At 31.1% G+C, this 24,940-nt stretch carries 21 protein-coding genes and 1 pseudogene; 15 read left to right on the forward strand and 7 right to left on the reverse strand.

Features of this window, described 5'->3' with window-relative positions; all coding sequences use genetic code 11:
- Positions 1–525 precede the first annotated feature (525 nt).
- Positions 526–4,653, forward strand: a complete 4,128-nt coding sequence (locus tag ACFWM3_RS18560; protein WP_390312415.1) for a S8 family serine peptidase — start codon at positions 526–528, stop codon at positions 4,651–4,653.
- A 482-nt stretch (positions 4,654–5,135) separates the two neighbouring features.
- Here the strand turns inward: ACFWM3_RS18560 and ACFWM3_RS18565 are convergent, their stop codons facing one another.
- Entirely contained in the window at positions 5,136–6,380 is a 1,245-nt protein-coding gene (locus ACFWM3_RS18565) for an NAD(P)/FAD-dependent oxidoreductase (protein WP_390312416.1), read from the reverse strand.
- 422 nt (positions 6,381–6,802) lie between these two features.
- Between ACFWM3_RS18565 and ACFWM3_RS18570 the strand changes: the two genes are divergently transcribed.
- The 3 genes from ACFWM3_RS18570 to ACFWM3_RS18580 all read left to right on the forward strand — a co-directional run bounded on the left by ACFWM3_RS18570 (position 6,803) and on the right by ACFWM3_RS18580 (position 9,042).
- Entirely contained in the window at positions 6,803–7,270 is a 468-nt protein-coding gene (locus ACFWM3_RS18570) for a hypothetical protein (RefSeq protein WP_390312417.1), read from the forward strand.
- Between the two features lie 171 nt (positions 7,271–7,441).
- Positions 7,442–8,275 carry a hypothetical protein gene (locus ACFWM3_RS18575; RefSeq protein WP_390312418.1) on the forward strand — a complete coding sequence of 278 codons (834 nt, stop codon included), beginning with the start codon at positions 7,442–7,444 and terminating at the stop codon, positions 8,273–8,275.
- 83 nt (positions 8,276–8,358) lie between these two features.
- A complete protein-coding gene (locus ACFWM3_RS18580; protein ID WP_390312419.1) occupies positions 8,359–9,042 on the forward strand; it encodes a hypothetical protein in 684 nt (227 codons plus the stop codon).
- A gap of 166 nt (positions 9,043–9,208) precedes the next feature.
- Here the strand turns inward: ACFWM3_RS18580 and ACFWM3_RS18585 are convergent, their stop codons facing one another.
- Positions 9,209–9,937, reverse strand: a complete 729-nt coding sequence (locus ACFWM3_RS18585; RefSeq protein WP_390312420.1) for a YwaF family protein — start codon at positions 9,935–9,937, stop codon at positions 9,209–9,211.
- 229 nt (positions 9,938–10,166) lie between these two features.
- On the opposite strand from ACFWM3_RS18585, the gene ACFWM3_RS18590 reads away from it, so the two are divergent.
- The 5 genes from ACFWM3_RS18590 (at position 10,167) to ACFWM3_RS18610 (ending at position 13,500) form a co-directional block, all read left to right on the forward strand.
- Entirely contained in the window at positions 10,167–10,679 is a 513-nt protein-coding gene (locus ACFWM3_RS18590) for a DoxX family protein (RefSeq protein WP_390312421.1), read from the forward strand.
- A 336-nt stretch (positions 10,680–11,015) separates the two neighbouring features.
- Positions 11,016–11,210 (forward strand): hypothetical protein, encoded by a 195-nt coding sequence (locus tag ACFWM3_RS18595; RefSeq protein WP_056475993.1) that lies wholly within the window; start codon positions 11,016–11,018, stop codon positions 11,208–11,210.
- A gap of 171 nt (positions 11,211–11,381) precedes the next feature.
- Entirely contained in the window at positions 11,382–11,909 is a 528-nt protein-coding gene (locus tag ACFWM3_RS18600) for a DUF3916 domain-containing protein (protein WP_390312422.1), read from the forward strand.
- 166 nt (positions 11,910–12,075) lie between these two features.
- Positions 12,076–12,495 (forward strand): MarR family winged helix-turn-helix transcriptional regulator, encoded by a 420-nt coding sequence (locus ACFWM3_RS18605; RefSeq protein WP_390312423.1) that lies wholly within the window; start codon positions 12,076–12,078, stop codon positions 12,493–12,495.
- A gap of 45 nt (positions 12,496–12,540) precedes the next feature.
- Entirely contained in the window at positions 12,541–13,500 is a 960-nt protein-coding gene (locus tag ACFWM3_RS18610) for an aldo/keto reductase (protein WP_390312424.1), read from the forward strand.
- 50 nt (positions 13,501–13,550) lie between these two features.
- Here ACFWM3_RS18610 and ACFWM3_RS18615 read toward each other — a convergent pair.
- Positions 13,551–13,832: pseudogene (locus ACFWM3_RS18615) on the reverse strand (MerR family transcriptional regulator); the annotation flags it as partial.
- 37 nt (positions 13,833–13,869) lie between these two features.
- Positions 13,870–14,733 carry a LysR family transcriptional regulator gene (locus ACFWM3_RS18620; RefSeq protein WP_390312425.1) on the reverse strand — a complete coding sequence of 288 codons (864 nt, stop codon included), beginning with the start codon at positions 14,731–14,733 and terminating at the stop codon, positions 13,870–13,872.
- A gap of 136 nt (positions 14,734–14,869) precedes the next feature.
- Here ACFWM3_RS18620 and ACFWM3_RS18625 point away from each other — a divergent pair, with 136 nt between their 5' ends.
- Positions 14,870–15,913, forward strand: a complete 1,044-nt coding sequence (locus tag ACFWM3_RS18625; protein WP_390312426.1) for an aspartate-semialdehyde dehydrogenase — start codon at positions 14,870–14,872, stop codon at positions 15,911–15,913.
- Between the two features lie 246 nt (positions 15,914–16,159).
- Here the strand turns inward: ACFWM3_RS18625 and ACFWM3_RS18630 are convergent, their stop codons facing one another.
- Entirely contained in the window at positions 16,160–16,417 is a 258-nt protein-coding gene (locus ACFWM3_RS18630) for a hypothetical protein (RefSeq protein ID WP_390312427.1), read from the reverse strand.
- A 590-nt stretch (positions 16,418–17,007) separates the two neighbouring features.
- Between ACFWM3_RS18630 and ACFWM3_RS18635 the strand changes: the two genes are divergently transcribed.
- Positions 17,008–17,355, forward strand: a complete 348-nt coding sequence (locus tag ACFWM3_RS18635; RefSeq protein WP_390312428.1) for a DUF6054 family protein — start codon at positions 17,008–17,010, stop codon at positions 17,353–17,355.
- Positions 17,356–17,413: 58 nt separating this feature from the next.
- Positions 17,414–17,890 carry a GNAT family N-acetyltransferase gene (locus ACFWM3_RS18640; RefSeq protein WP_390312429.1) on the forward strand — a complete coding sequence of 159 codons (477 nt, stop codon included), beginning with the start codon at positions 17,414–17,416 and terminating at the stop codon, positions 17,888–17,890.
- Between the two features lie 42 nt (positions 17,891–17,932).
- On the opposite strand, the gene ACFWM3_RS18645 is transcribed toward ACFWM3_RS18640, so the two are convergent.
- Complete coding sequence (locus tag ACFWM3_RS18645) at positions 17,933–19,639, reverse strand: hypothetical protein (RefSeq protein ID WP_390312430.1); 1,707 nt, start codon at positions 19,637–19,639, stop codon at positions 17,933–17,935.
- A gap of 607 nt (positions 19,640–20,246) precedes the next feature.
- Here ACFWM3_RS18645 and ACFWM3_RS18650 point away from each other — a divergent pair.
- On the forward strand, positions 20,247–20,522 hold the full coding sequence (locus ACFWM3_RS18650) for a hypothetical protein (protein WP_390312431.1): 276 nt from the start codon (positions 20,247–20,249) through the stop codon (positions 20,520–20,522).
- A 211-nt stretch (positions 20,523–20,733) separates the two neighbouring features.
- Here ACFWM3_RS18650 and ACFWM3_RS18655 read toward each other — a convergent pair whose 3' ends face one another.
- Positions 20,734–21,651 (reverse strand): LCP family protein, encoded by a 918-nt coding sequence (locus tag ACFWM3_RS18655; protein ID WP_390312432.1) that lies wholly within the window; start codon positions 21,649–21,651, stop codon positions 20,734–20,736.
- A 2,004-nt stretch (positions 21,652–23,655) separates the two neighbouring features.
- On the opposite strand from ACFWM3_RS18655, the gene ACFWM3_RS18660 reads away from it, so the two are divergent.
- Positions 23,656–24,495 carry a hypothetical protein gene (locus tag ACFWM3_RS18660; protein ID WP_390312433.1) on the forward strand — a complete coding sequence of 280 codons (840 nt, stop codon included), beginning with the start codon at positions 23,656–23,658 and terminating at the stop codon, positions 24,493–24,495.
- Between the two features lie 183 nt (positions 24,496–24,678).
- A partial coding sequence (locus ACFWM3_RS18665) for a hypothetical protein (RefSeq protein ID WP_390312434.1) occupies positions 24,679–24,940 on the forward strand: 262 nt, incomplete at its 3' end.

Below are 24,940 nucleotides of genomic sequence, written 5' to 3' on the forward strand. Positions count from 1 at the left end.
AACTAACGATAGTGCGTTAGGTCAATAAGAAAAAGTAAAGATCACAATTTTGTGGTCTTTTTTGCGTGAAATAAAGAGAAAAATATACGATTAAAGCCATTTTCATTTTTGGGTTTCGCTAACCTCAAATTCTCTAGACTTCACTTGATTACTTACTTCTCTCTGGATACCCCAATTGCATATCAAGCACCTATTATTTATTTGTTTATTACTATTTTAAAACTTGTTATAAGTAGATAAATTAATCTATTTATTACCTTTTTCATATAAGCCAATAATTAACGTAAAAATTACCTATTCCGTTTAAAACTTAAGAAATGTTTAAATTCAAAAAAAATATTTCTTTTATATGTTTAATGATTTTATAGAACAATTTTCTTATTAATTTTAAAAAATTATATTTTCAATCGGGAAAAACGTTGATTTTATAGTGTATAAATAACACAATTGATTGTTTATTGAAGTTTGTGAATAATCAGAATATAGGTTAATTCCTAACAATAAATTTGAAGGGGTGTTTTATAATTGGAAAGTAATATAGTAAAGCCACTCAAAGTTGTTTCTACTAGTTTTATAGCAGCTAGTTTGCTATTTTCTAGTCACACTTTTGCTTCGGTAGATTCTACTTCTCATAGTGGCGAATCAAATGTTGAGCAATATTTAAAAGATTTATCAAAAGAGGATCGCAATCGCGTACATAAAAATATTGAAATGGCAGATTCAGAAAAATATTTATCACCAAAGCTTGATACGACTGGTAATAATCCTGTAAACATCATTGTTCAATTTGCACAAGATCCTGCTAAAACAGTAGTTAAGAACAACGAAGAAAACGGAATTGAAGTCTCTTTAGACGATGCAAAAAATAAAGTGGAAAAATCTCATCAAAATTTTAAAAATAAAATTGGTCAAGCCAAAAAGGCCATTTCAACTATTCAAATACGTAAAGAATACCGCCAAGCATTTAACGGTGTTGCAATGACAGTACCAGCTAATGAGGTACATACTATTCTTGCGATGGATGAAGTAAAAGCAATATTTGAGGATAAAGTAATTAAAATAGATCCATCTCCCTTAGAGATTCAAGCAACTGAGTCAGTTAGTCATTCACCTGCAGTAGATAGTACTGAAACGATCGGTGCAACAAAACTTCATGAAGAAGGGGTTACTGGAAAAGGTGTGAAGGTTGCTGTAATCGATACTGGAATTGACTATAATCATCCTGATTTAAAAGATGTTTATAAAGGTGGATATGATTTCGTAAATAACGATTCCGATCCAATGGAAACAACTTACGACGATTGGAAAAAATCTGGGCAACCTGAAATTAGTCCATTAGGTGGTACTACTTACTATACTTCCCACGGAACTCATGTATCCGGAACGATTGCTGGTCAAGGTAAAAATAAAACGGATTATGCAGTTACTGGAGTTGCACCCGGAGTTGAACTATATGCTTATAAAGTGCTAGGTCCATATGGTTCAGGCTTCACAAGTAATATTATCGCAGGGATTGACAAAGCAGTTGCCGACGGAATGGATGTTATTAATCTATCACTTGGAAATGATTATAATGACCCTCTTGATCCAAATGCGATTGCAATTAATAATGCTTCATTGGCTGGTACGACTGCAGTAGTTGCAGCTGGAAACGCAGGAAATGACCTATATAGCCTTGGATCACCTGGAACTTCTCCACTGGCTATTACAGTTGGCGCGAGTGATTTTTCAATGACAATCCCTACAGCTACTGGTACGGTTAGTTCAAATGAAAATCTTTCATTATCAAATTTAAAACTTTTAGCAAAAAGCTATGATGACGACATAAATACATTAAAAAACCAATCTCTCCCAATCGTATTTGTAGGGTTAGGAAACAGTGAAAGTGATTATAACGGCAAGGATGTTAATGGAAAAATCGCACTGATTGAACGTGGCATACTTTCTTTAAATGAAAAAGTAATACTTGCTAAGAAACATGGAGCAAAAGCAGTATTAATGTATAATAATAACCCAACAGAAGGCCAAATTCCTCATTATCTTGGAAACAACTTTGACTTTATCCCTTCATTTACGCTTACAAATGAACAAGGATTAAAAGTTGTCGATCAAGTAAAACAAGGGAATGCGACATTTACATTAAACTCTATAGGTGAAATGAAAACTAGTGGAGATACATTAGCTGATTTCAGTTCACGTGGTCCTTCAAACAGATTTTATGATATTAAACCAGAAGTGACCGCACCAGGAGTTGCTGTATTCTCAAGTGTACCTGCTTATCAAAATGGACCTAATCACTTAAATGATTATACAAATGCATATATGAGTGCATCAGGAACATCTATGGCTAGTCCACACGTTGCTGGAGCTGCTGCCCTTCTTTTACAAAAACATCCAGAATACAAACCTGAAGATGTAAAAGCCGCTTTAATGAATACAGCCGATAAGCTACAAAAAGATTACAGTGTTTTTGAAGTAGGTGCAGGAAGAATTGATGTATATGAAGCAGTGCACTCTGACTTACATATTAAAGTAATAGATAAAACGATTAGTACAAAAGATGGTAACGATATAACAATACCAGACGTTACAGGAGCATTAAGCTTCGGACCACAAGTTACTGAGGACAAAGAAAAAATAGACTCTCGAGTAGTTTCTATTTCAAATACTAGTAACAAAAAGAAAACATATAATATTCAAGTTAAGTTTAATCAAAACGTAAAAGGAGCGAAAGATGCTTTTGCTAACAAAATTACGTTAGATGTACCTGATACTCTTACACTTAATGCAAACAAAACAATAAAAATTAAACCAACGATTCACATTCCTACTACAGCTGAATTTGGTAATTACGAAGGTTATATTTATATTACAAACAATAGTAATCCTGATGAAGTTTATCAATTGCCATTTGGCTTCAAGCATTTACAAGAAGGCATTAATAAAATCAACGCCTATGAAGACGCATTCACAACGAGACGTGATTTAAATAATAGTTTCCCATTTGGTACTGGTATTGAATTTGCACTTAATAGTTCAATGGAAACGGTCGATTTTGTGTTAAAAGATGCTACAACCGGACAAGCGCTTGGCCTGGCTGATGCATACGAAGGGCTGTTTACAGAAGACATACTTTTTGAAACTGAATTCCCATTTAATGGATTGTATTTTCCTTTTACAGGAAATAAGGAGCATCCAATTGCTTATGCCAAGAAGCTTGCACCTCCAGGAAAGTATGAATTAGAACTAATCGCAACAAACAAAGAAGGTAAAAGATTTAAAAAGTCCGATACATTTTATATTGAAAATTCAAATCCAATTGTAAAAATGCAACAACCAGGTGGAGTATACGAAGTAAATGAAGATGGTATGACAGTAAAAGGAAATATTTATGATCAACAAGTAGCTATAATGAATCAGAACGGTTTTAATTGGGACCAGTCTTCTAATATGATTAATTTAGTGAATAAAACAAAGTTCTCTACAACTCCTTTAAAAATTGAGAAAAACGGTGACTTCGAATTTAAGACAGGTCTTCTAGACGGTAAAGATGTGACAAAAATTACACTTGATGCCAAAGACTATGCACAAAACGGTATGCAAGATCACCCTGATTTCTCATACACGCTTGTTAAAAAAGGACTTCCATATGCGAAACTAGTTGCTAACAAAACTGATGTAAAATATGGTGAAAATGTCACTCTATCACTTAGTGCACACAATATTACTAATTTAACAGGTGGAGAATTTACATTAACATTCCCTTCTACAACATACGACATTGCAAATGTATCCTTAAATAAGGATTTTATTGCTTATGCTAAGTCACATGGTTTAAAGGCAGATCTTAACATAGCTGAACAAACTGCAAGTAAAATAACCCTTAATACGCAATTAACAGGTGAATCAATCCAACCGATTCAAGCTGCTATGCCATTAATCGATCTAACTTTTAAAGTGAAGGAAACGCCAAGTACCTATATAAAATGGATTCAAACGATTGATATTACAAAAGCTACCGCATTTTCTTTGAATCAAGCACCTGCGACAATTCAAGCTTTTGGTCAAGGAATAAACATTGTTCCAACATACTCTCAACTTGAAGGTGGTATTCTTGCCGATGGATTTTTAGATCAAAATGGTATATGGCTAGATTACAAGAAAGACTTTTCGAAAGCCGGTATGAGTTTAAAATTAGTTTCAAAAAATGGTAAGACTTATACAGGAGAATTTAACAGTAGTGCACGTTACTTTGTTAAAAATCTTCCAGCTACAAATGAGAATTACGATTTAACAATTAAAACTCCAGGACATTTCGACCGTCATGTGACAGTTAATGATTTATATGATAGTACGAATGGAGATACTGTTGGTCGCTTATCTTATATTTTATACGCACCAGTTATGGGCGGAGACGTAAATAACGATGATGTAATTGATGTATTAGATGCCGATTATATTAAAACATACTGGGGCACTAACAAGCGAGCTGCAGATATCAATTTCGATGGTATTGTTGACGCTAAAGATATGAGCTATGTTCAAAAGAATTATTTAACTCCAAACCCTGATGTCCAAGATGTTCCAAAAGGTAAAAAGAAAATTAAAGGTAAAACTTTAGAGAATATTTTGAAGGAGTTAAACATTCAATAAAGCAAAATAGAAAACGTCGGATTTTTTGAATCTGACGTTTTTCGTTTAGATTTTTAAGCTACAACTATAGTTAAAAAGAACCTAAATAGTCCTTCATTTCCTTAACTAACTCCGCACTTAATAGATCCTATGTTCAATTAAGCCAACATAAAGACCCTTACTGGCTTACTCAGTTATTATTTACTTCAAGTTGTTCTAACTGAAAACTATTAAAAACAATTTTACTCATTTTTCTCCGACCCACTATACAGATTCTGCCGCAATAGGAAAAACGAACCAAAAACTATATAGATTACACTGTAATAAGTAAAATGAACCAAATACTTCACAGTTTCCGCTGAAAAAGATAAAACGCACCAAATACTACACAGGTTCAGCTGAAATAAATATGAAATAATATTACAATAATCAAGGAAACCCTCAAATGGAGTTTCCTCTATTTTTATGTAATTATCAACATTAAGTCTCTATGTTAAATAGAATCAATTGGAAGAATTAAAAAATCCATTGTTTAGCAAAGGTCGTTCTTGCAAGTAAAGAGCTAAATCTGGACAGTTACCTTCAACAATTTCCTTTGCAATAAGCTTCGACAGTAGCTGGCTGTAAACAGTCCCGTTATCTCCAAAGGCAAATAGGAAATAACTATTTGGAAATGCTTCATATTTTCCGATAATTGGAATGCCATCGATTGTTCCTCCATAAAATGCAGCTAAGTAATATTCTGGCTGTACTTGAATAGTTGGAAACATTTTATTAAACTCTTCAATCAGTTTCTTCTTTTTGTGAATCAGTTTACTATCACGATCCTCAGAATAAGAAGTATTATCATCAAGTCCGCCAATGATAATCCGGTTATCGCTAGTTGTACGCATAAATAAATAAGGACGAGCGGTTTCCCAAATGAGGGTTCTGTTATACCAATCGGAAAGATCTTTGACTGGATGGGTTGTTACCGTATATGTACTTACAAAGGAAGCTTTTTTCTCCTTTTTAATCTCTATTCCTTCATAACCTGCTGCAAAAATAATATATCGTGCTTTGATAGAATGACCATTCTTTGTAGAAGCAATCATCTTATCTTGTTCTTTATCATAATGGTGACCATTCATTTCAGTATGTTCAAATATACGGATTCCTTTGCTTGCGGCGTAATCCAAAAGTGCATGGGTGTATCTGAAAGGATTAATTTCTGCATCATTGTAGGAATAAATAGCGGCATCCCTGCTAAAAGGATATTTTGCTTCAATATCTTCCTTTGTTAAAAAAGTAAGTTCACAGTTTTGCTGTTTTAAGAATTCATATTCATTTTTTAGACTTTCAACATCATCTACACAGCTTGCGGAATAGAGAGTATCTCTTCTGTTGAATTCACAATTAATGATGACTTTCTTTGAGGCTGCTTCAATTTCATTTATGGCTTCTTTCAGTAGTAGTAAATGCCTTTCGATGTAACCTTTTCCAAAGGTGTTAATCATATCTGTAAACATTTTTTCACCGGAATATTGAAGGAGGGCCGTATTCGTACTAGTACTGCCGCTGCCAATGGTTGATTTTTCAATTACAGCCACATCTAAATTAGTATCGGAAAGATAATATGCACATTGTGCCCCTGAGCTTCCACCCCCAATGATTAATACATCACATGATAGGTCTTCTTCCAATGTTGGATATGTTGGAGCATCAGGAAAAGTAGTTGGCCAATAATAGGATCCAGATTGTAAATTCATCTATATCCTCCTGTTATTAAAAAGTATAAAGTTACTATTTCCAACCTCAATTTTATGTATGCAAGTGGATTCCTTTTATTTAATCTATTATGGTCACTTTTATGACCAATCGTTGTTAAGAAAGCTGAACATCTAGTAGGTCCAAAAATACTTAATATTTTTTCTTTTATTGCAGCAATCATATTCCTTTACTTTGCAGGTCATGTATTCTTGGATGGGTACAAAAATTTATTAAATTAAGTGAGATAACTAACATACAAAAGCCATTCCTAGTAAGTCAAAGGATTAGCTTTTTTTACTTCATGCTCGTTTTTTGGAAGTAAATGGAAGTTTAGCCAAAAGGATTTTATTAAGAATCTAACGAATATACTACTAATCTATTTCAATTTAGGATTTAGAAATCAGAGAAAGAGGGAAGGATTTTGAAACTAAAATACAAAGCACATCCCAAAGCAAAGATAGTTGGATATAGTATTTTACTGAGTATTTTTATATCTTTTTTACTCATACTATATTTTGTATTTTCATTTTGGGATGTATTCAGTCATACATACTTTTTATTTTTAATACCTTTATTACCGTTCATAATCTTTAGTTTGCTTTTTATTCCAAAAACTTTATTTTTTATTAAACTTAATTCTATTGATTATTTGAGGTTAGAGAATAATATACTTACTATCCATCATCAAGGTATATTTAGTTCTAGAAAGGTAGTAAAAGTTGAAGAAATAGAAAAAGCATTTATTATTAATAATAAATTCATCTTAGTAACTCATTCTGGAAAAGAAATTGAAATTTACATTAGTAATTTACTATTGAAAGATTTTGAGAAACTGATGAACGAATTGAGTAATTTTATTACAATTAGTAAAAATTTTGATGTTTTGTAAATAAAATAAACAAAACTTTTCTTCTAAATATACATACATGTTGAATCTCAAAAGCTACTTTATTGTGGCTTTTTTATTTTGGCAGATGAAATGATAATATAGTTTACATTAGATTAATTGAAAAAGTACAAGAGTCGCAAATGCGATTCAAATTAAGAAAGGCAGGTATATATGAATAAAAGTCATTCTTCACTATTTATTGGGAAAATAGAAGTATTTATACCAAATCCTTCAATTTCATATTTTTACATTGCAGAAGATATAGCGGATTTTTTCAAAATGGAAACAAATTATGAAGCCGTTAAATACTTTCGTAAAATTCTTCGTGAAAATATGGAAATAAAGGATTATAAGAAAATTGAGTTTGATAGAGAATCCGGTGAAGTTGTGATCAGGACTTCAAATGCTTTGGCAATGTTAGAAATCGTTGTTTTAATGAACAAAATCATTAATTTTGAGTTGTCAAAAGAGGAAATAAGGAAAGTAGAGCAACAACTAATTTCACATAAGAGACCGAAGAAACAAAAATGGTCAATAGGAGATCTATTTCTTATTTCACTTAGCAATGATTCCTATGCTTTAGGGCAGGTAGTATGGCTTTCCTATTCAGAGCCAGTTTGTGGGTTGTTTGATATTAATTTTAGGGAAATTCCTGAATTTGTTGAGATTGAAAATTATAATTATATTTCAGTTTTATCAGTGACATCATGTTCTTTAGATAATTACAGTTGGAAAGTAATTGGAAATAAAAATGTAATGATAGATAAGAGTGAGGTTGACAGGAGACATATAGGGGAATCAAGAATCGGTTCAATTAGTCATACAAGTGATGTGCTTGAGGATCTTGCTGAAGCATATTTTGGAATTCTACCTTGGAATGTTATGTATGATGAAGATGATAATGACCAGTTGCTATTACCTTCAGTTACACGTCCATCTGCTGCGATAATATTAAGCCCGATTGAGAGGGAGCGTTACAGGATAGAAGTTCTTAATGTTAAATGATTTACAGTTTTAACTAATGTATATCCAAAACTGCTAAAATTTAAGGAAGGCAAACCTTAAATATTATTGGGGGAGGGATTATTTTGGAAAATATATTTTACGATAAATCGTATAAGGATACAGTTGGTTATAAAATTATATTTAATAATAAGAGTGATAAACATCATCACGTGCTAGGTGGAGAAAATTGGAATCTTCCAGAATGTCCGATTTGTAAACAGTCGATGCATCAACTTATTAGTCTTGACTTGAATGATAATAGATTAAATATGTTTCAAGGAAATAGAAGAGAAGAATTGCCCTTATTTTCTTGTTTAAATTGTTCAATGCAGTGGGATGATCAATATTTTAAAATTGATTTTATGTCTAAGAGTGCTTCAATTATTCAACAGAAACAAGAGCATAAAGAGCAAATAGATGTGGAACAAAGAATTGCTGTTCCAATACCAACCTTACAATTCACATTAAACGAATTTAAAGAGAAGGATTATCCTACTTCTGAAGAGACATATGATGATATTTTTTCAGATTTTGGTGTTGAATATATAGGGCGTGTATTAGGGAAACCAGTCTTAGCACAAGATGAATTAAATAACAAATGCTGTAGCTGCCATGGAGATATGCCATTTATAGCTTTAATAAGTGGAGAAAATTTTATTGAATATCTTAAGGAAAAAAACATTGATTTGTTTTTTGGAGAGTTAATTTTATATTTTTCATTTTGTTTGAGATGTGAAATTCTTAAAGTTGAAAGTCAGAGTATTTAAAATACAACTTTACAAAACGAATGCAATAGTTCTTAGGCTTTGACCTAAAATATTTTGGGGAACATTAGTTAATGAACCCATTGACGTGCAGATATGACTAACTCCAAATATTAATCTAATAACATAGCCATATCTGTAGTTATCTTTGTTACCACTAACACATAAATTATTGATCTCTTTCGATTTTCCTTTTTAACCAAAACGGACTATACAATATGTAAAAGCTCACAATCATCACTAATTCTGCCGAGAGAAGATACCATGGCCAAGGTCCTAGATAATTTAATAGAGAAGCATTTTCGGGCTTTTTCATGAGATACATAAAGTTAGCTTTCAACAACTTATTAACGAAAAATACGCAAGCTGCATAAAGGTTAACAATGAGAACGGTCACCCACATGGATTTTATGGTCGGTCTATATTTGCTGGCCACTACCATAATCAAGCAGGCAAGCACCACTCCTCCGTGCGAAACAAAAAACTCGAAATATCGAAAATGTGGAAACGAATAATGCCCAAGATCAGGTGTCAAGATGGCTTGAATGGAACTGGCTAAACCAGCAAAATACATGAATTGAAATACTTTATAGCTATTTGTCAGAAGCATTATAATTCCCAGAATGACAGTAATATCACTAAGTTCAAGTGGTAAACCCGTTTTAAGCGACCAAGCATTCTCATACACAAGCCATATATGATAAAAAATCTCAGAAGCCAATAAGAGAATTGCTAAAGAGAAACGAAAAAAGCGTTTTTTCTCTGATTCTTGAATCTGTTTTCTAAAGACAAATAGAAGAATACTGAGTATCAATATGATTCCGATTGTTAATAGGTGATTTAATGAAAAAAGGTGAAACGGACCTAATTTTGAATGAAATTGAAAAAATCTTTCCAACACAATACCCCATTAATTGATTTGATTTTTATGAGCAAGTATTGATAGTTTGGGGCAAATTTTGCTAGTTCTATACAGGCGTTGAGTTTTTGACGCGTTTTCCATTTGTTTGCTATGTGAAGACACAAATTGTTCACTAATAATGTGAAAAACTTCACAAGGTGTATTGTATAATCAATCTGTAAACATAGCACACATAAATTTAATTAAATCAACAGGAGGAGTTTATATGTTTATTAATTTCCTACGTAACAATAAAATAGCTGCAGGTGTATTAACCATTCTTCGTCTGTATGTCGGATACGAGTTTATCACTGCAGGTTGGGGCAAATTATCAAGTGGAGGATTCGATGCGTCAGGTTTCCTTGCTTTCGCCGTAAAAAGTGCAACGGGCGAGCACCCAGCTGTTCAAGGCTGGTGGGCAGATTTTTTAACAAATTTCGCTATCCCGCATGTTGACTTGTTTAATTTCTTAGTACCAGTCGGAGAATTTGCTATTGGTCTTGGTTTAATCATTGGTTGCTTTACAAAAACAGCAACATTCTTTGCGCTTATGATGAACTTTGCATTCATGTTTAGTGGAACAACAAGCATTAACCCACAATTAGTTTTATTAAGTATATTCATTATTGTAGCAGGCTCAAATGCAGGTCGATTTGGTTTAGATTATTTTATTACTAAATTTGTTCCCAAATTAGGTGAAATAAAGCAAAATCATAGAGTAGAAAAAAAAGTAGCATAAGTTAAAAAGAGAAAACATCGTTATTTCATTGAAATAACATAAATAATTCAACATTTAAGCAATCATATTATTATTTTAATTTTTATAAAAAAGGATAGAAATGTAGAAGTAAATTCTACTATTTCTATCCTTTTTTTAGTGTAAACGATCGTACATACAACAACTACATTAGCAAAAAATTGATAATAAATTATTTGGGAAATATCGGTATTTTAAAATCGTTATGATTTTTGCTTTAATATGTTACAATATTGTGAACAATGGAAAAAAAGACGTTTGTTGAAACTTTAAAACATATTTTTTAATAAGAAAAGTAAGTAAAAAGGAATGGGAAATATGAGATTTCATTTTGTGTTGCTACAAATAACAATTGCTGCAGGTGTATTAACTACTTTATTAAAACAATTAGAAGAAGTTCATTTGATGTACATGACTGCATTTATGTATGTTACGGTTGTTATTATTAGTTTTTGGATCAAAGAGAATCAAAAGAAATTAAACCGTTTAAATGAAAGTGAAGATCAAAAATAGCTAAAAGGAGCGATAGATGATTCTATCGTTTTTTCTATTTTATTTATTACTTCATTCTATACTTCAACTAAAGCAAGAGTTAATTATTAGCTTTGATGATACTTAAAAGAAAGGGGAAAAGTAAGGAGTACAATGAAGCATTAAAATGATGAAATAAAGAGGTATTTATTTATGACAAGACAAAAGAAATTAAGAGGAGAACGAAGACGAATTCGTAACCTTAAAAGGGAAATAAATGAACTTTCTAAAGAACTACCAACTCCTCGTTCAACAAGTAGTACGTATAAGGGATACGATGCTTTTCATTTTCGTATGTTCGAATTGATTGGTGAGTTTGAATTAATTCCAAGACGTAAAAAAAGAGATTTTTTACAAGAGATTATTAATTTTGTTAGTAATTTACATAATCTGAAAACGATAAAAGAAAGTGAATACCGAATTATGTGTTTCTTCTTTCTTCCTCATATGGAGTATATTGTGGTATCGATTGGTTATACAAAAGCAGGATTAGATGATTTCTATCGAGGACTTTATCATAATGGTAGATTCAAAAAAGAAATGATCCCAATTGTCGACCCGAATTACTTACAAAGAGAGTGGCAAATAAATGTTCCATCGTACTTAGAAGTAAAAGGCTATCATTGTAATTTTAAAGCTAGAAAAAATCAAACGATGTGGCTTATTGGAAATTTATCATAAGAATAGATGTAATGAGAAAACCCTGCAGCTTTTACTAGTTCGAGGGTTTTTAGTATATGAAAATCTGTTTCTACACTAACTGTTGACTAATCAACAGTAAAAGAATACAATAAGTGTTGATTAGTCAACAATAATAAAGATGGTGATTAGAATAGAAAAAGAAACCATGCATTTCATTATGCTCAACAGCAAGATTTTTAGAAATACTCAAATTTATTTAGACAAAGTTATAAAAAAGTATGAACTTAGTAGTGGCTCATTTTTATATTTAATTACTTTAGAAAAAAATGAAGGAATTAGCCAAAATAAACTAAGCGAAGAAATCGGTCATGATAAGGCTATGTCTGCAAGAACGATTAAAAAACTAATCGATCTAGGCTATGTAAATAAAGAGCAACACGAAAAAAATAGTAGGGCTTATCGATTATATTTAACTGAAAAAGCTAAAGACATTATGCCCGAGATTCATGAAAAGATTCAAGAAATGGTGAATTTATTTACAGAAGAATTAACAGAAGAAGAGTTGCTTATTACGATGAGATCTTTAAAAAAGATATTTGATAGTACGAACAGATTTAGGGATTGAAAAGTAGCAATCTCAAACAATAATGAAGAAGAGGAGAAACTTAAGATGATCAATAAAAGTAATAACTCAGAACTTTATAAAATTGGATTAGGTTGTGGTGGGATGATAAATGACGCTAATAAGTCTGAAAATATCGCTACAATCCATGAAGCACTTGATTCTAGAATCAATCATTTAAATACTGCAGACTTTTATGGCTTTGGAAAGAGTGAAATGGTGATTGGTGAAGCACTAAAAGGTCAAAAAAGAGAGCAAGCTTTTATATCAGTTAAGTTTGGAGTATTAGCTGCACCTAATGGCTCATTTTATGGCTTAGATGTTAGACCGTTATCAATAAAAAATTATCTTACTTATACACTTAAAAGATTAAATTTAGATTATATCGATCTTTACCAACCAGCCCGAATTGATTTAGGAATTCCGGTTGAAGAAACGATCGGTGCAATTTCTGACTTGGTTAAAGAAGGATATGTAAAACATGTTGGGATTACACAAGTTGATGCTGATACGTTAAGAAAAGCTAATTCTGTTCATCCAATAAGCTTTATCGAGACAGAGTATTCTTTATTCAATAGGAGTATGGAAAAAGAAATTTTACCAACAGCACGAGAGCTTGGCGTTGGAGTAGTTGCATTTGGAGCGCTAGCTCACGGATTGCTCAGTGGTACTTTTTCAAAAGAAAATACAAAATCATATATTCCAATGTTTGCTGAAGGGAATATAGATAAAAATCTTGTACTTGTTGAAGAATTGCGTAAAATAGCTGATGAGAAAAATATAACAATTCCACAACTAGCTCTTGCATGGCTTTCATCAAAAGGGGATGACATCATTACTTTAGTTGGTGCATCAAGACGAACTACTCTTAGAGATTCACTAAAATCAGTAGATGTTCAATTAAGTGCCGATGATATTGAAAGAATTGAAAAAGCTATACCTGAAGATAAGATCGCTGGTAGTAGTTTTCCAAAAATGGAATTTAAGAATGGTGTAAGATTTAACTAGAAAATTGATAATTAAAATTAACGACTGTTTTTATTAGACAGTCGTTTTTTCTATTTCTTCTTAAGTGTTTTAGTATTATCAGATGCTTCAAATTCTTTTAATACTTTAATTTTATGATCAACTTGTGAAAGCACCTTATTTAGATCGTTCAATTGTTCGACCACTTTCAAACGATGTGCTTCCATAAATTTTCGTAAAGCTGTAACCTTTGAGACTCCCTCGTTTTGCATCTCGGGAAATCTTTTTAACTCTTGAATTGGCATATTCATGGAACGGTAGTACTTTATGATTTCAAACCACGCAATATCTGTCTCGGAATACACACGGTATCCTTTCTGATTTTTACTTTAAATTAGTTCAAATGCTATTCTACTTTTCTAATAAGGTAAGGAAAGAACGTAGAACTGGAGATACCCACCTTGATTTATGGTAGATGAAACTACTTTGTATTTTTTGTGAAGTTTCAATTGGCTTAAAAATTAATTGATTTTTGTTGAAACTTTCTTGTACTACTATAAAAGGAAGAATGCTAATTCCTAACCCACATATTACTGACTGTTTGATTACCTCTATGCTCGAACTTTCAAAAGTTCTATCAGGAATCTGCCCACTTTTACGTAAATACCCATCCACCATAGCTCTATAACCACAACTTTTCTCTGTATATATAAATTGATAATCCCTTAATAGTTCAATTGGATCCTTGCTTATAGTTAAATCTGGAGTTAATATCCATCCAAACAACTCATCAAATAAATTTTTCGTTATGAACTCATCGTACTCTATAGACTCTCCTATAATGAACGCGATATCTGTATCACCATCTCGCAACTTCTTAATGGCTTGTTCGTTTGTAGCAGTCTCAAGAATAATATTAACTTTAGGATTTATCTGTTTATACTTTTGTAAAATTTGGGGTAGCCGATAGACAGCTAATGATTCATTTGCAGTAATTGTTAGCGTCCCTTCAGGATGGTCACTATCTTTTGGTATTTCATGTGCTTTTTCGTAAATTGTGAGTAACTCTAGCGCATAAGGATGAAAGTGTTGTCCTGCCTTTGTCAAAAGGACTTTTTTTCCTAATCGATCAAAAAGAGGAGATTGCAAATCATTCTCCAGCGCCTTAATATGTGTTGTCACAGTTGATTGTGCGTAATCTAATGCATAAGCTGCTTTTGAGAAACTACCATGTTTAACAATAGCGCAGAAAGTTCGAACGTGCCTTATTTCCATAATAAAAACCTCTTTTAGTATCATGATTTGTGAACGATTATATCATATCTTTCAATTATTAATATAGAGTATATTCCTTTAAAATTGAATATGAAAGAAAATAAAACTTCTTTTAACAATATTGGAGGAGAAAAATATGAGTGAAAAGAGTTATCATATTGCAGTTGTTGGTGCTACTGGCGCAGTAGGACAGAAAATTATTGGTCTACTTGAACAAGATACAAATTTTAAAATAAGAAAAGTCTCATTTCTTTCCTCTATTCGATCTGCAGGGAAAAAAATACCATTTAAAGGTAAAGAAATTACTGTTCAAGAAGCAAAGCAAACCAGCTTCGAGGGAGTAGATATTGCTTTTTTTAGCGCAGGAGGAGACGTATCCAAACAATTAGCTGGCCACGCAGTTGCTAGTGGTGCAGTTGTAATTGATAATACAAGCGAATATCGTATGTCAGCTGATGTCCCTCTTGTTGTACCTGAAGTGAATTCTCATACGCTTTCTAAACATAAAGGAATTATTGCTGTTCCTAATTGTTCTGCTTTGCAAATGGTAACAGCATTACAACCAATCCGCGAAACATTCGGATTGGAGCGAATTATCGTATCAACCTATCAAGCTGTATCAGGTACTGGGATACATGCCATAAATGAATTAAAAAACCAATCAATGACCCTGCTCGCTGGTGAAGAAGTTGAGGCTTCAATAATGCCTGTAAAAAAAGATAAAAAACATTATCCAATTGCCTTTAATGTACTACCACAGGTAGATGTATTTACTGAAAATGATTACACATTTGAAGAAGTAAAAATGATACAAGAAACAAAAAAAATATTCGAAGATCCTAAACTAAAAATGGCTGCCACCTGTGTTAGAGTGCCAGTTGTATCTGGTCACTCCGAATCGGTTTATATTGAATTAGAACGAAAAACAACAGTTGATGAAATTAGAAATGTTTTAAATTCGGCACCAGGTGTTACTTTACAAGATTCACCAAGTGAACAGCTTTATCCTATGCCTTTATACGCAGCTGGAAAAACAGATACGTTTGTTGGTAGAATCCGAAAAGATCCTGACCATCCTTTTGGTTTCCACCTTTGGATAGTATCGGATAATCTACTTAAGGGAGCAGCTTGGAATTCAATCCAAATTGCAGAGTCAATGGTGGAAAAAGGATTCATTTAATAGATTTGAAATATGTTGATAGGTCAATTACAAACAAAAGCCCTTTAGGTCTTATTCCGAAGGGCTTTATAACGGTTGAAATCTCTAAGAATTTTTAAAGTGATATATATAAAAATCAAAAATCCTTGTTTGTTTAATAAAAAAAGACCGACGTATCGTCGATCAAGTTGTACAAGAAATATTAAATTGATCACTTATACTTAATGAAAAAGTTAAAAAGCCGGAAGTAAATCTGCGCTTTTATTACTACCATGTCAACCAACCACTAGTTTTTTTATATTTGTGAATTAGTTCGTATTTTTCAATTTTGATTAAGTGGTTCATTCGATTCCGATATTTTCGATAATCGTCTTTTCTAACTTCCTTTACTTCCTTATTATAATGAACAGATTTAAAGCCCTTGCGATATTCAAGAAGTTTTTCTCTTCGAGGATCTTTATAAATTTTTTTGTGGTTTTTATTCTGTTCATTTTTCCAGTTTGAAACTGTTTCTAAATCTAACATTTCCTTCCCTGCTGCGGGGATTTAGATTATGGCAATTGCCATTAGTGCCAACCGCAACTAATAGAAGAACACCTTAGGATTATACAAGACTTTTCCTCCTTATGCATTATTTATCTTATATATATTCAATTAAACATTAACTAATTAAACACTTCGAATAAATTTTTTCTTATTGAACTAGTGCAGTGCGTTCGATACATAAGGAATTTAGTGCCGTAACAAAGAGTATAATGACAAAAACAATACAAGGATACCAATAAATATTAACAGAGCCCTTTGATTAAATGGAATTTAATACAATTAAATAGGATAATTTACTTTGGAAACTTAAAGGAAATTATTGTTAAAATTAGTTGGGAACTAGATAACTTTTAGGGGGACTTAATAGTGAACAAAGATCAATTAGCACAAGAAATCAAGTTGGTGCCAATGTAAAAGATGTCTTATGTGTAATTGATCGTCAACAAAATGGTAAAGAAAATTTATACGAAGCAGGATTAATTTTACACTCATTACTTACAATGGATGAATTAGTTGCGGTTACGAAATAAATTAATTCTACCTATTTATCACATTCAAAGGAGGAACATATGAAACATTACACGGAATTCACTGTAAACATAAAGCCAACTCAAACAACTCAGCTAATTTTAGAGGACACAGATTTACAATCAAATTTGATCTTTCAAGATTATAAAGCTGCTGAAGAAAAAGAAATTGTAATCCTAGTATTTCAAAAATACTTTTTTAGAAACAATAGTACAGCAACATTGACCGTTACAATTGATAACTTTAGTGGTGTTACGTATGTTAAGTGCATTTCCTCAGGTAATGGTGATGGAATTTTCGATATTGGTTGGGGAGCAGGGAAAAGTTTTATTAAACCGATCAGACAAATGTTGGCAGCTAATATATTGGAAATAATTGAGGATAATTAATTTAGTGTATGAGTGAAAATTACAGCAAGATTAAAACAACCTAAAGAGGTGAAAATGCATGGAGATTACAATTCGAAATGCCAATCAAGAAGACTACGAGTCATTAATATCATTATTCAGACAAGTTCACGATTTACACGTTCTTGAACGCCCCGACCTATACAAAGAGAACTCTACTCCAGTAGGTGAAGAGGAATTTAATAACCAACTAAAAGATGATAAACAACATATAATTGTCGCTACCTTAGCTACTAAAATACTTGGTGTAGCAGTTTTGAAGGAAGAGGAAATACCTGAAAACTCATTTGTTAATGCAAGGAAAATCTTATTGCTTAATAGTTTATGTGTTGATGATGCGAGTAGGAAAAAGGGTATTGGAAGAAAACTCATGCAATATATTATTGATTTCGCGAAAGAATTGAACGTTGATAGTGTTGAATTGGGAGTTTCGGAGAGTAATCAAAAAGCAATCCATTTTTATGAGTCAATTGGATTGACGACAAAAAATAGAAAAATGGAGTTTCGATTAGGTTAAATAAAAGAGATGCCAATAACGGCATCTCTATTTTCATTTAAATTATTGCTGCTGAATATGTGGTTGCTCTTTTAAATGATCAGTCAGTTCATCTACAACAATTGCGAATTCAACGTAAGATACACATTCCAATGGGAATTCTAGTTCAACTTTATTTTGTTTGTTGTAAATGGCTACGACTTTGGAACGTCGATCAAGCATTCTTGTTTTCATGTTAGACTTTTGAATTGTGATTTTTTTAATGTCTTCTAGTAAAATTTGGGAGTGATCGTCCTTTTCGGAATATCGGACAACATTCCCGACGATTTCGATTTTGTTTTTTAATAGTCTAGTCTTATAGATATGATATGAAACGATTAAAACTGCAAATATAGTTGTTAAAGTGATGTATACTGGATCCTTTGTAGAGAATGCTTGATATCCTCTAAAAGCTAGTAGGACGTACCAAGTGTAGAACCATTTACTTAGTTTTGGCTTGCCTTCGTAGTATACAATTGAAGCATCTTCTTCTTTTTCATTCGCTCTTTTGTTCATAAATAGTTGTACATGTTCTACGATTGATTTTTCATTGAATTGTCCATCTTCTAAATAAGTTCCTTCCCACATTTGGACCGAGTCGTCTTCTTCCTCAAGAGCATAAGCACCTACCCAGGCCGGGATGACTTGATCATCATAGGAAACGGAAGCTAAATAATAACGGATTGGTTGGTTATATGTGTTTTCAATATCTAGATGTTTGATTAACTCGATTGTTTCAGGTACAAAATCATGTTCTTGGACGATATATAGAAACAGATGACTTTTAGCAAAATATGCTTGTTTATTCTCTTTAATAGGGAATAAGTGTTCTTTACGGATTCTAAGTATTTCCGAATAAAAGTATTCTGTGGATTCTATATTTGTTGCACAGTCTAACAGTTGTTCTTCAGGTACGTTAATGTCTCGTTGAAGAGCAGCAATAATTGCGTTAGTTCGAATAAACGGATCAGTAAATGACATTGCTTCTTTTATAAAAGGTGTCATTTCATCATTAAAGTAATACTCCATTAAAGATAGATAGATCGCCATAATTGAACGGATTTGTAAATAGGTTTCTTTCCATGAGCCATACACAAACTTAATATCATAATCATTTTGATAAGGCAGAAATTCGTCTACTTGCTTTTGATAATCTACTAATAACAATGGTGCGATGTATTTTGTTTTGAAGCGGTCTAGATAATTTTTATCTAAACAGTATGATAACAATCGATAAAAAGTAGTTTTATATTCTTCCACTTCGAATAGTTCAGTATGTTTTTCTAATAGTTTAATAATGATGCCAGGATTGTCGTATAGCACATCTAATGGTAAGACAACTTGTTTGTTTTGAATATCTTGCTCAATTAAATCTAAGATTGCTTGCTCATGCTCTTCTCCATCAAATAAGGTTATGTATCGAAATACTTCTTCTTTAGAAGCCTTACTATATTCAGGGTAATATTTTATTAAGGCCTCTATTAATTCAGGTATTTCGAAATGTGAGATGAATTTGATTAGATGGTAACTAGGTTCATCCCATACCTTAAATGATGTTGGATATGGATAAGCAGCTTCTTTTGCTAACCATTCTAAAGTTAATAAATTAAATTGTAGGTCATCTACTTCTGATAGTTCAATTAATTCAAAAATTGCATCATGGCGAATAGTGGAATCTGTATGTTTTAATCCTTCGACGATGCGTTTCAGTTGTGATTTATAATTTGACACAATAATCCTCCGATATCTAATTGTAAGTTATACTTTCTAACAATATTTTAATTTTATTGGAAATAGTTATATATAGCCACTGTTAAATAGTAGAAAATAAATGATTATTAATAGTCTAGTTGAGATTACGGTTGTCTACTCGGTGAAACGAGACCTGCAATCATTCCTAACACTAGATATAATGGGTTCAAAGAAGGGAAGGGACCCTGTGAGTAATTTTAGATGAACAAGTTCATGATAAAAAATGCGATTACGTTTTTATCAAACCAAGAAAAAGTTCGTCCTGAAACATTAGATTATTTGGTTGAGGAGATTAAGGTATTTTTTTGAAGAAATTGGGTTTTGTTGGTTTTGAGACTGATATATATAATATTTTTTTAAAAAGATTGTTAACTATTTATTTAAAATTAACACTAATTATCCAAAATTTTTTTAACTAAAATATATACCATATATGATAAGCTTTGATAATAAAGTATTAGTAATTTATCATTTATTTTTACCAATAGACCATTTATAAGGTGGCTTTAGTGTATGAAGAAGGTGAAGGTTAAAGGAACATTAATTTATCAATTTAATAATTTAACATAAAAATGTGGAGGTAAATATGAAAAAATTATTAATAAAGTTATCAATAGTCATAATAATTTTTACAGTACCCTATACATATTTTAAAGTTAAAGCTGTAATTACTAAAAATGAAGTTAAAGATTTTATAATTGAAACTAAAGGTGCTAACCAAAACAATATTGAGGAAATTAAGCCATTTTATAATTTTCTAAAAGACGAAGGAAAGTGCATTGTTCGAGTAAATCTAAAAGGACAAGACTACCAATTCTATGTAAAAGAAAATGGTAAAATATTAGAGGATAATTTTTATTAAATGATTAAAAAAAGAGGAAAAGAGTCTCTTCCTCTTTTTTTTGTACCATATCATTTAAAAGTTCATTCAAATTAATAGTTTTTAAGAATAGTTTCATACTAATTTTTATATAGATTGAGTTGAAGGGATTTTTGGTAAGAATTTGAGTTATACTAAGTTGGAGACAGTTCTATAATAGCTTATAAAGAAAGGACGCATTTTGCGTCCTTTATTAGTTAAAAAACAGCTCCAAAGCCTCTTTGTTCTTTTCAGCATCTAACTCCAATACTTCACCTGCTTTTTCATATCTTTTTGGTGTGAAAGTGTTGTTTATAGGAATTCTCAATGTCTCTACATCTTTGTCTTTACCTTTAACTATGTAATCAGAACTTATTTTTAATAAGTCCATTGTAGACATGTTGGTTTGTATGTATGGTTGGATAACCCCCAACGTTTTCGGCAAACTTGCAATTCCTTTAATAGTAAGTACTTGGGATTTAATAGCTTCGAGTACTTTTTGTTGTCTAACAACTCGATCGAAATCACCTTTAGCATCATGTCTAAATCTTGCATAACCTAAAAGTTCTTTTCCATTTAATTGTTGAACTCCTGGTTGAAGGCGGACTCCAATATGACTCTCCATTGGTTTCTCTACATTAATTGTTATTCCGTTTGGAGCAATCCCATCAATGATTTCTTCAAAACCTTTGAAATCAATTATTGCATAATATTCAATTTCAATTCCAAAATTTTGTTGGATCGTTTGGCGTAGAAGCTCAACCCCTCCGAAAGAATAAGCTGCGTTAATCTTGTGTTTTCCATATCCCGGAATTGGAACATAACTATCTCTCATAATTGAAACTAACTTCGTTTCGTGTTTTTTATTGTATTGTAAGATCATAATTGAATCCGTTCGAGAGGTTTCACCTTTTTTACGAGCATCTTCTCCTAGTAATAGGATATTAGTTTTATTAGGTGTTTTTTTAGAATTGAATTTTATAGCTTTTTTATTAGTGTTTTGCTGACCTATCTGAATTGCTTTTTTATATTGATAGAAGCCATAACATGTTGTACTTGATATTAGAATTAGTAGAATTAAACTTAATTTAAATAAAAGACTTCTCTTTTTTTTCTTAGGATTTCTATTCATAGTTCTCCGTTACCTTACAGTTCCTTCCTTGAAATTGCACGACTCTTACACTCATTTCTAATCACTTCAAACTGGTTAGAAATTTTTATTTTAGATTTTTATATATTGTGTATAAAAGTCCAATTATTACGCCTAAATATAAGGATAGAGTAATCGAGAATGAGATTATTTCATCAAAATTTAGTAAAACAAGTATTAGTGTTAAAAGATAAAATACAATAGGTGAAGCGATTGCAAAAACAAAAATATTTTTCATTTAAGGTACCTCTTTATTATATTTTGAATTGATTAGAAAACCTTATCTATCAAATCGATCACCTCTTTATGTAATATATAATGTTTTTAATTATAGTAATCTTGTGAATGAATTTAGTGGAATTTTTGTGAATGTTTTAGTAAAACGTTACAAATTTTTACTTTTAAAAGTACCTTTGTGAAGAATATATAAAAATACAGAAATCATGCATGTTAATGGAATCATAATTGTTAAATTTACATGGAGTTTCTATAGGGGTAAACGCGACCATAGATAAAAATGTGAAATCATTCACAAAAATGACATTATCAAACAAATTTCTTTCTATTAATGGTCCATTTAGTCTTGGAGTAGTAGAAGTTACGCCTTAAATTTTACGAAAAGGTTTAAATGAATTATGGAAAATACTAGATGACAATAATGAAGTAGGTTTTTTAATAAAACAATCAATTTATGTATTTGGAGGAAATATCATGAAAAAGAACACCAAAACAGGAATTACTTTAATTGCTACATCTTTAATTTTAGGAACAATTATTCCAACAATTTTCTCATGCTCAAGAATCTAATACTTTATCCCAAACAATAGATGAGACAAACTTAGTTGATAATAGTATTCTAGCATTTAGTCCTTTAATAGATTCAAATTCTTTAATAAATATAAGTCCAAGAGCTATTGCCTCTCCTCCAGAAGGTAGTTCAAAATTTTCATACGCCACAACAATAAATTTCACTACAGGAAATCATACCGCTAAAGAGCTAGCTGGTACAATAGCTGCTGGATTAGCAGGTCTTTTTGTTCCGGGGTCTATGTCATCTACATTTGCTGGTTTTGCTCAACACATTATTTCAACATACGGCCCAGGTCCTAATCGATACGGAAAAGATGTTGTTCAATACTATTACTCTGGAAAAACAAGAGTTCTTAGACACAATATATATATACAGCGATTCAGCGCGTACAAAATTAATAAAATCTTACTGGACTGAAACAATTTAAAGTAGCGGAGGTTAGCATCAAATTATTCAATGCTGACCTCCGCTATTTTATTTAATAGCAAATATTGAAATACATACAAATAATAAAAAACTAAAAATAATATATTGATAATTTCGTTTAGTTTTAGGCATTATTATAAAAATAATTAAGTAACTTAAAAAAAATAAACATATTACAACTACATTCACGATACTTTCCATCATAAAACGAGTATTTAACATAAGAAAAAAAGACTGCATCCCAGATGAAATAGATAGTATTCTATAAAAAGTAAAATCTTTCTCATCCTTTAGAAAAATATTCTCATCCATAATCTTCAATTACTCCTTTTTTAGTCTAATCTACCAAAGAAAACAAAATTTTTCATTACTATATTTTGAATTGATTAGAAAACCTTATCTATCAAATCGATCACCTCTTTATGTACTATATAATGTTTTCAATTATAGTAATCTACGGAATGAAATTTAGTGGAATTTTTGTGAATGTTTTAGTAAAACGTTACAGATTTTTACTTTTAAAAGTACCTTTGTGAAGATTAAATAAAATATAGGTATAATGCATGTTAATAGCTCATAGTTGTTGAATTTTCATGTGGTTTCAATAGGAGTAAACGCAGCCGTAGATAAAAATGTGAAATAGTTCATAAAAATGACACTGTTTTTTAGTAAAATTTACCTTTTAAGGTGTTAAGCTAATTCCGTAAACGTTTACTAAAAAACTAGGAGAGCATATTTAAGTTAGAAATATGAATATTAGAAAAGTATTATTTATTATTTTATTTATCATTGTCTCATTCTATTTACTGAGTTTATTGACAGGTCCAATATTGTTTTTTAATAAGAAAAGTAAATCATATCTAACCAATGAAATTATAAGTAAACCAATATCAAATACATTTCTTCCGATTATTGGTTCATATAGTCTTAGAGTAGGAGAAGTTACACCACTAAATTTTACTTACATTTATTCAAGTGATCAGAAAGATTTGTTTGATAAAATTGATTCCATCTATCTAACTAATGAAGATGCAATAAGTATTGAAAGTTTTGGAGTAAATGGAGATGCCAAAATTGGAAAGTATCATGTGAAAACTTTAGGGCTTAATATTGTCGGTAATTCTGAAGGTAAAACAGGAATAAGTGAATTAAACATACTAACTAAAAGTGGATTAAAAAAATATGATGTTGGAGCTTTAGGGATAAATGTTGTTCAAGGGACTACTGATAATTCTCTAGTAGAAGGAAATAGTTATCCCGTTATTAGAGGTGAAATAAATAATTACTTGTATAGTATACAAAATAACAGTAGCAAAAAAATACTTGTAAACAAATTTGACGCCGTATTGAATGATGAACAAGTATTCAATGTTGAACCAATTATTATAGCTCCAAATGAACAAAAAGAAGATGAAGTCCCAATTAATGTAGATTTTCACAAATCACCTTATGCTGTTACAGTGTTGAGACCATCAATTCATTATTCAGTTGGAAAAGAACAAAGAGTTTTAATTCCACCACCAACATGGTATGGCTTAATGGAAATTACAAAAGAACAAATAGAAAAGACAATTAAGTATAATAATTAACCTTTTTAGTAGGGTATGACAGCATTCTACTTTTAGGAAAATTTTTAGCTGAATTTGTAAGGAAACTAAAGTAAGGGGATATATAGCATACATCCGCAAAGCACTTACCCCAAACTTTACACCCTTTGATTAAGCAAAGGAAAATGTATTAAGTAGTATATCTGATTTTGAGAGGTTGGTATTATGAATTCAAAACCAGTGTTTTTTATTAGCTTTTCTCTATTAATTGGGATCATTTTTCTAATATTGATAGAAATTAAGCATTTTTATAATATTCAATGGTCACAAACAAATATAATAATAGCTATATTTTCTATATTTTTTGCCATGCTAATCTTAATTTTTTTGATTAAAATTTTGTTTAATTTTATTTTAGAGAAATTTACATCATATAATTTTGATCATAAAAAGAATCAAGAAAAAGTTTTATTTACTATTATCTTAG

This window comes from Gottfriedia sp. NPDC058432 (assembly GCF_042721555.1).
GTDB lineage: Bacteria > Bacillota > Bacilli > Bacillales > Bacillaceae_G > Gottfriedia.

Excerpts from the sequence above, each read along its gene's own strand:
- ACFWM3_RS18630 (WP_390312427.1), bottom strand. The coding sequence starts at position 16,417 with ATGTTAGATTTAGAAACAGTTTCAAACTGGAAAAATGAACAGAATAAA.
- ACFWM3_RS18640 (WP_390312429.1), top strand. The coding sequence starts at position 17,414 with ATGGAGATTACAATTCGAAATGCCAATCAAGAAGACTACGAGTCATTA.
- ACFWM3_RS18590 (WP_390312421.1), top strand. The coding sequence starts at position 10,167 with ATGTTTATTAATTTCCTACGTAACAATAAAATAGCTGCAGGTGTATTA.
- ACFWM3_RS18620 (WP_390312425.1), bottom strand. The coding sequence starts at position 14,733 with ATGGAAATAAGGCACGTTCGAACTTTCTGCGCTATTGTTAAACATGGT.
- ACFWM3_RS18625 (WP_390312426.1), top strand. The coding sequence starts at position 14,870 with ATGAGTGAAAAGAGTTATCATATTGCAGTTGTTGGTGCTACTGGCGCA.
- ACFWM3_RS18660 (WP_390312433.1), top strand. The coding sequence starts at position 23,656 with ATGAATATTAGAAAAGTATTATTTATTATTTTATTTATCATTGTCTCA.
- ACFWM3_RS18610 (WP_390312424.1), top strand. The coding sequence starts at position 12,541 with ATGATCAATAAAAGTAATAACTCAGAACTTTATAAAATTGGATTAGGT.
- ACFWM3_RS18575 (WP_390312418.1), top strand. The coding sequence starts at position 7,442 with ATGAATAAAAGTCATTCTTCACTATTTATTGGGAAAATAGAAGTATTT.
- ACFWM3_RS18635 (WP_390312428.1), top strand. The coding sequence starts at position 17,008 with ATGAAACATTACACGGAATTCACTGTAAACATAAAGCCAACTCAAACA.
- ACFWM3_RS18605 (WP_390312423.1), top strand. The coding sequence starts at position 12,076 with ATGCATTTCATTATGCTCAACAGCAAGATTTTTAGAAATACTCAAATT.
- ACFWM3_RS18595 (WP_056475993.1), top strand. The coding sequence starts at position 11,016 with ATGAGATTTCATTTTGTGTTGCTACAAATAACAATTGCTGCAGGTGTA.
- ACFWM3_RS18600 (WP_390312422.1), top strand. The coding sequence starts at position 11,382 with ATGACAAGACAAAAGAAATTAAGAGGAGAACGAAGACGAATTCGTAAC.
- ACFWM3_RS18655 (WP_390312432.1), bottom strand. The coding sequence starts at position 21,651 with ATGAATAGAAATCCTAAGAAAAAAAAGAGAAGTCTTTTATTTAAATTA.
- ACFWM3_RS18650 (WP_390312431.1), top strand. The coding sequence starts at position 20,247 with ATGAAAAAATTATTAATAAAGTTATCAATAGTCATAATAATTTTTACA.
- ACFWM3_RS18565 (WP_390312416.1), bottom strand. The coding sequence starts at position 6,380 with ATGAATTTACAATCTGGATCCTATTATTGGCCAACTACTTTTCCTGAT.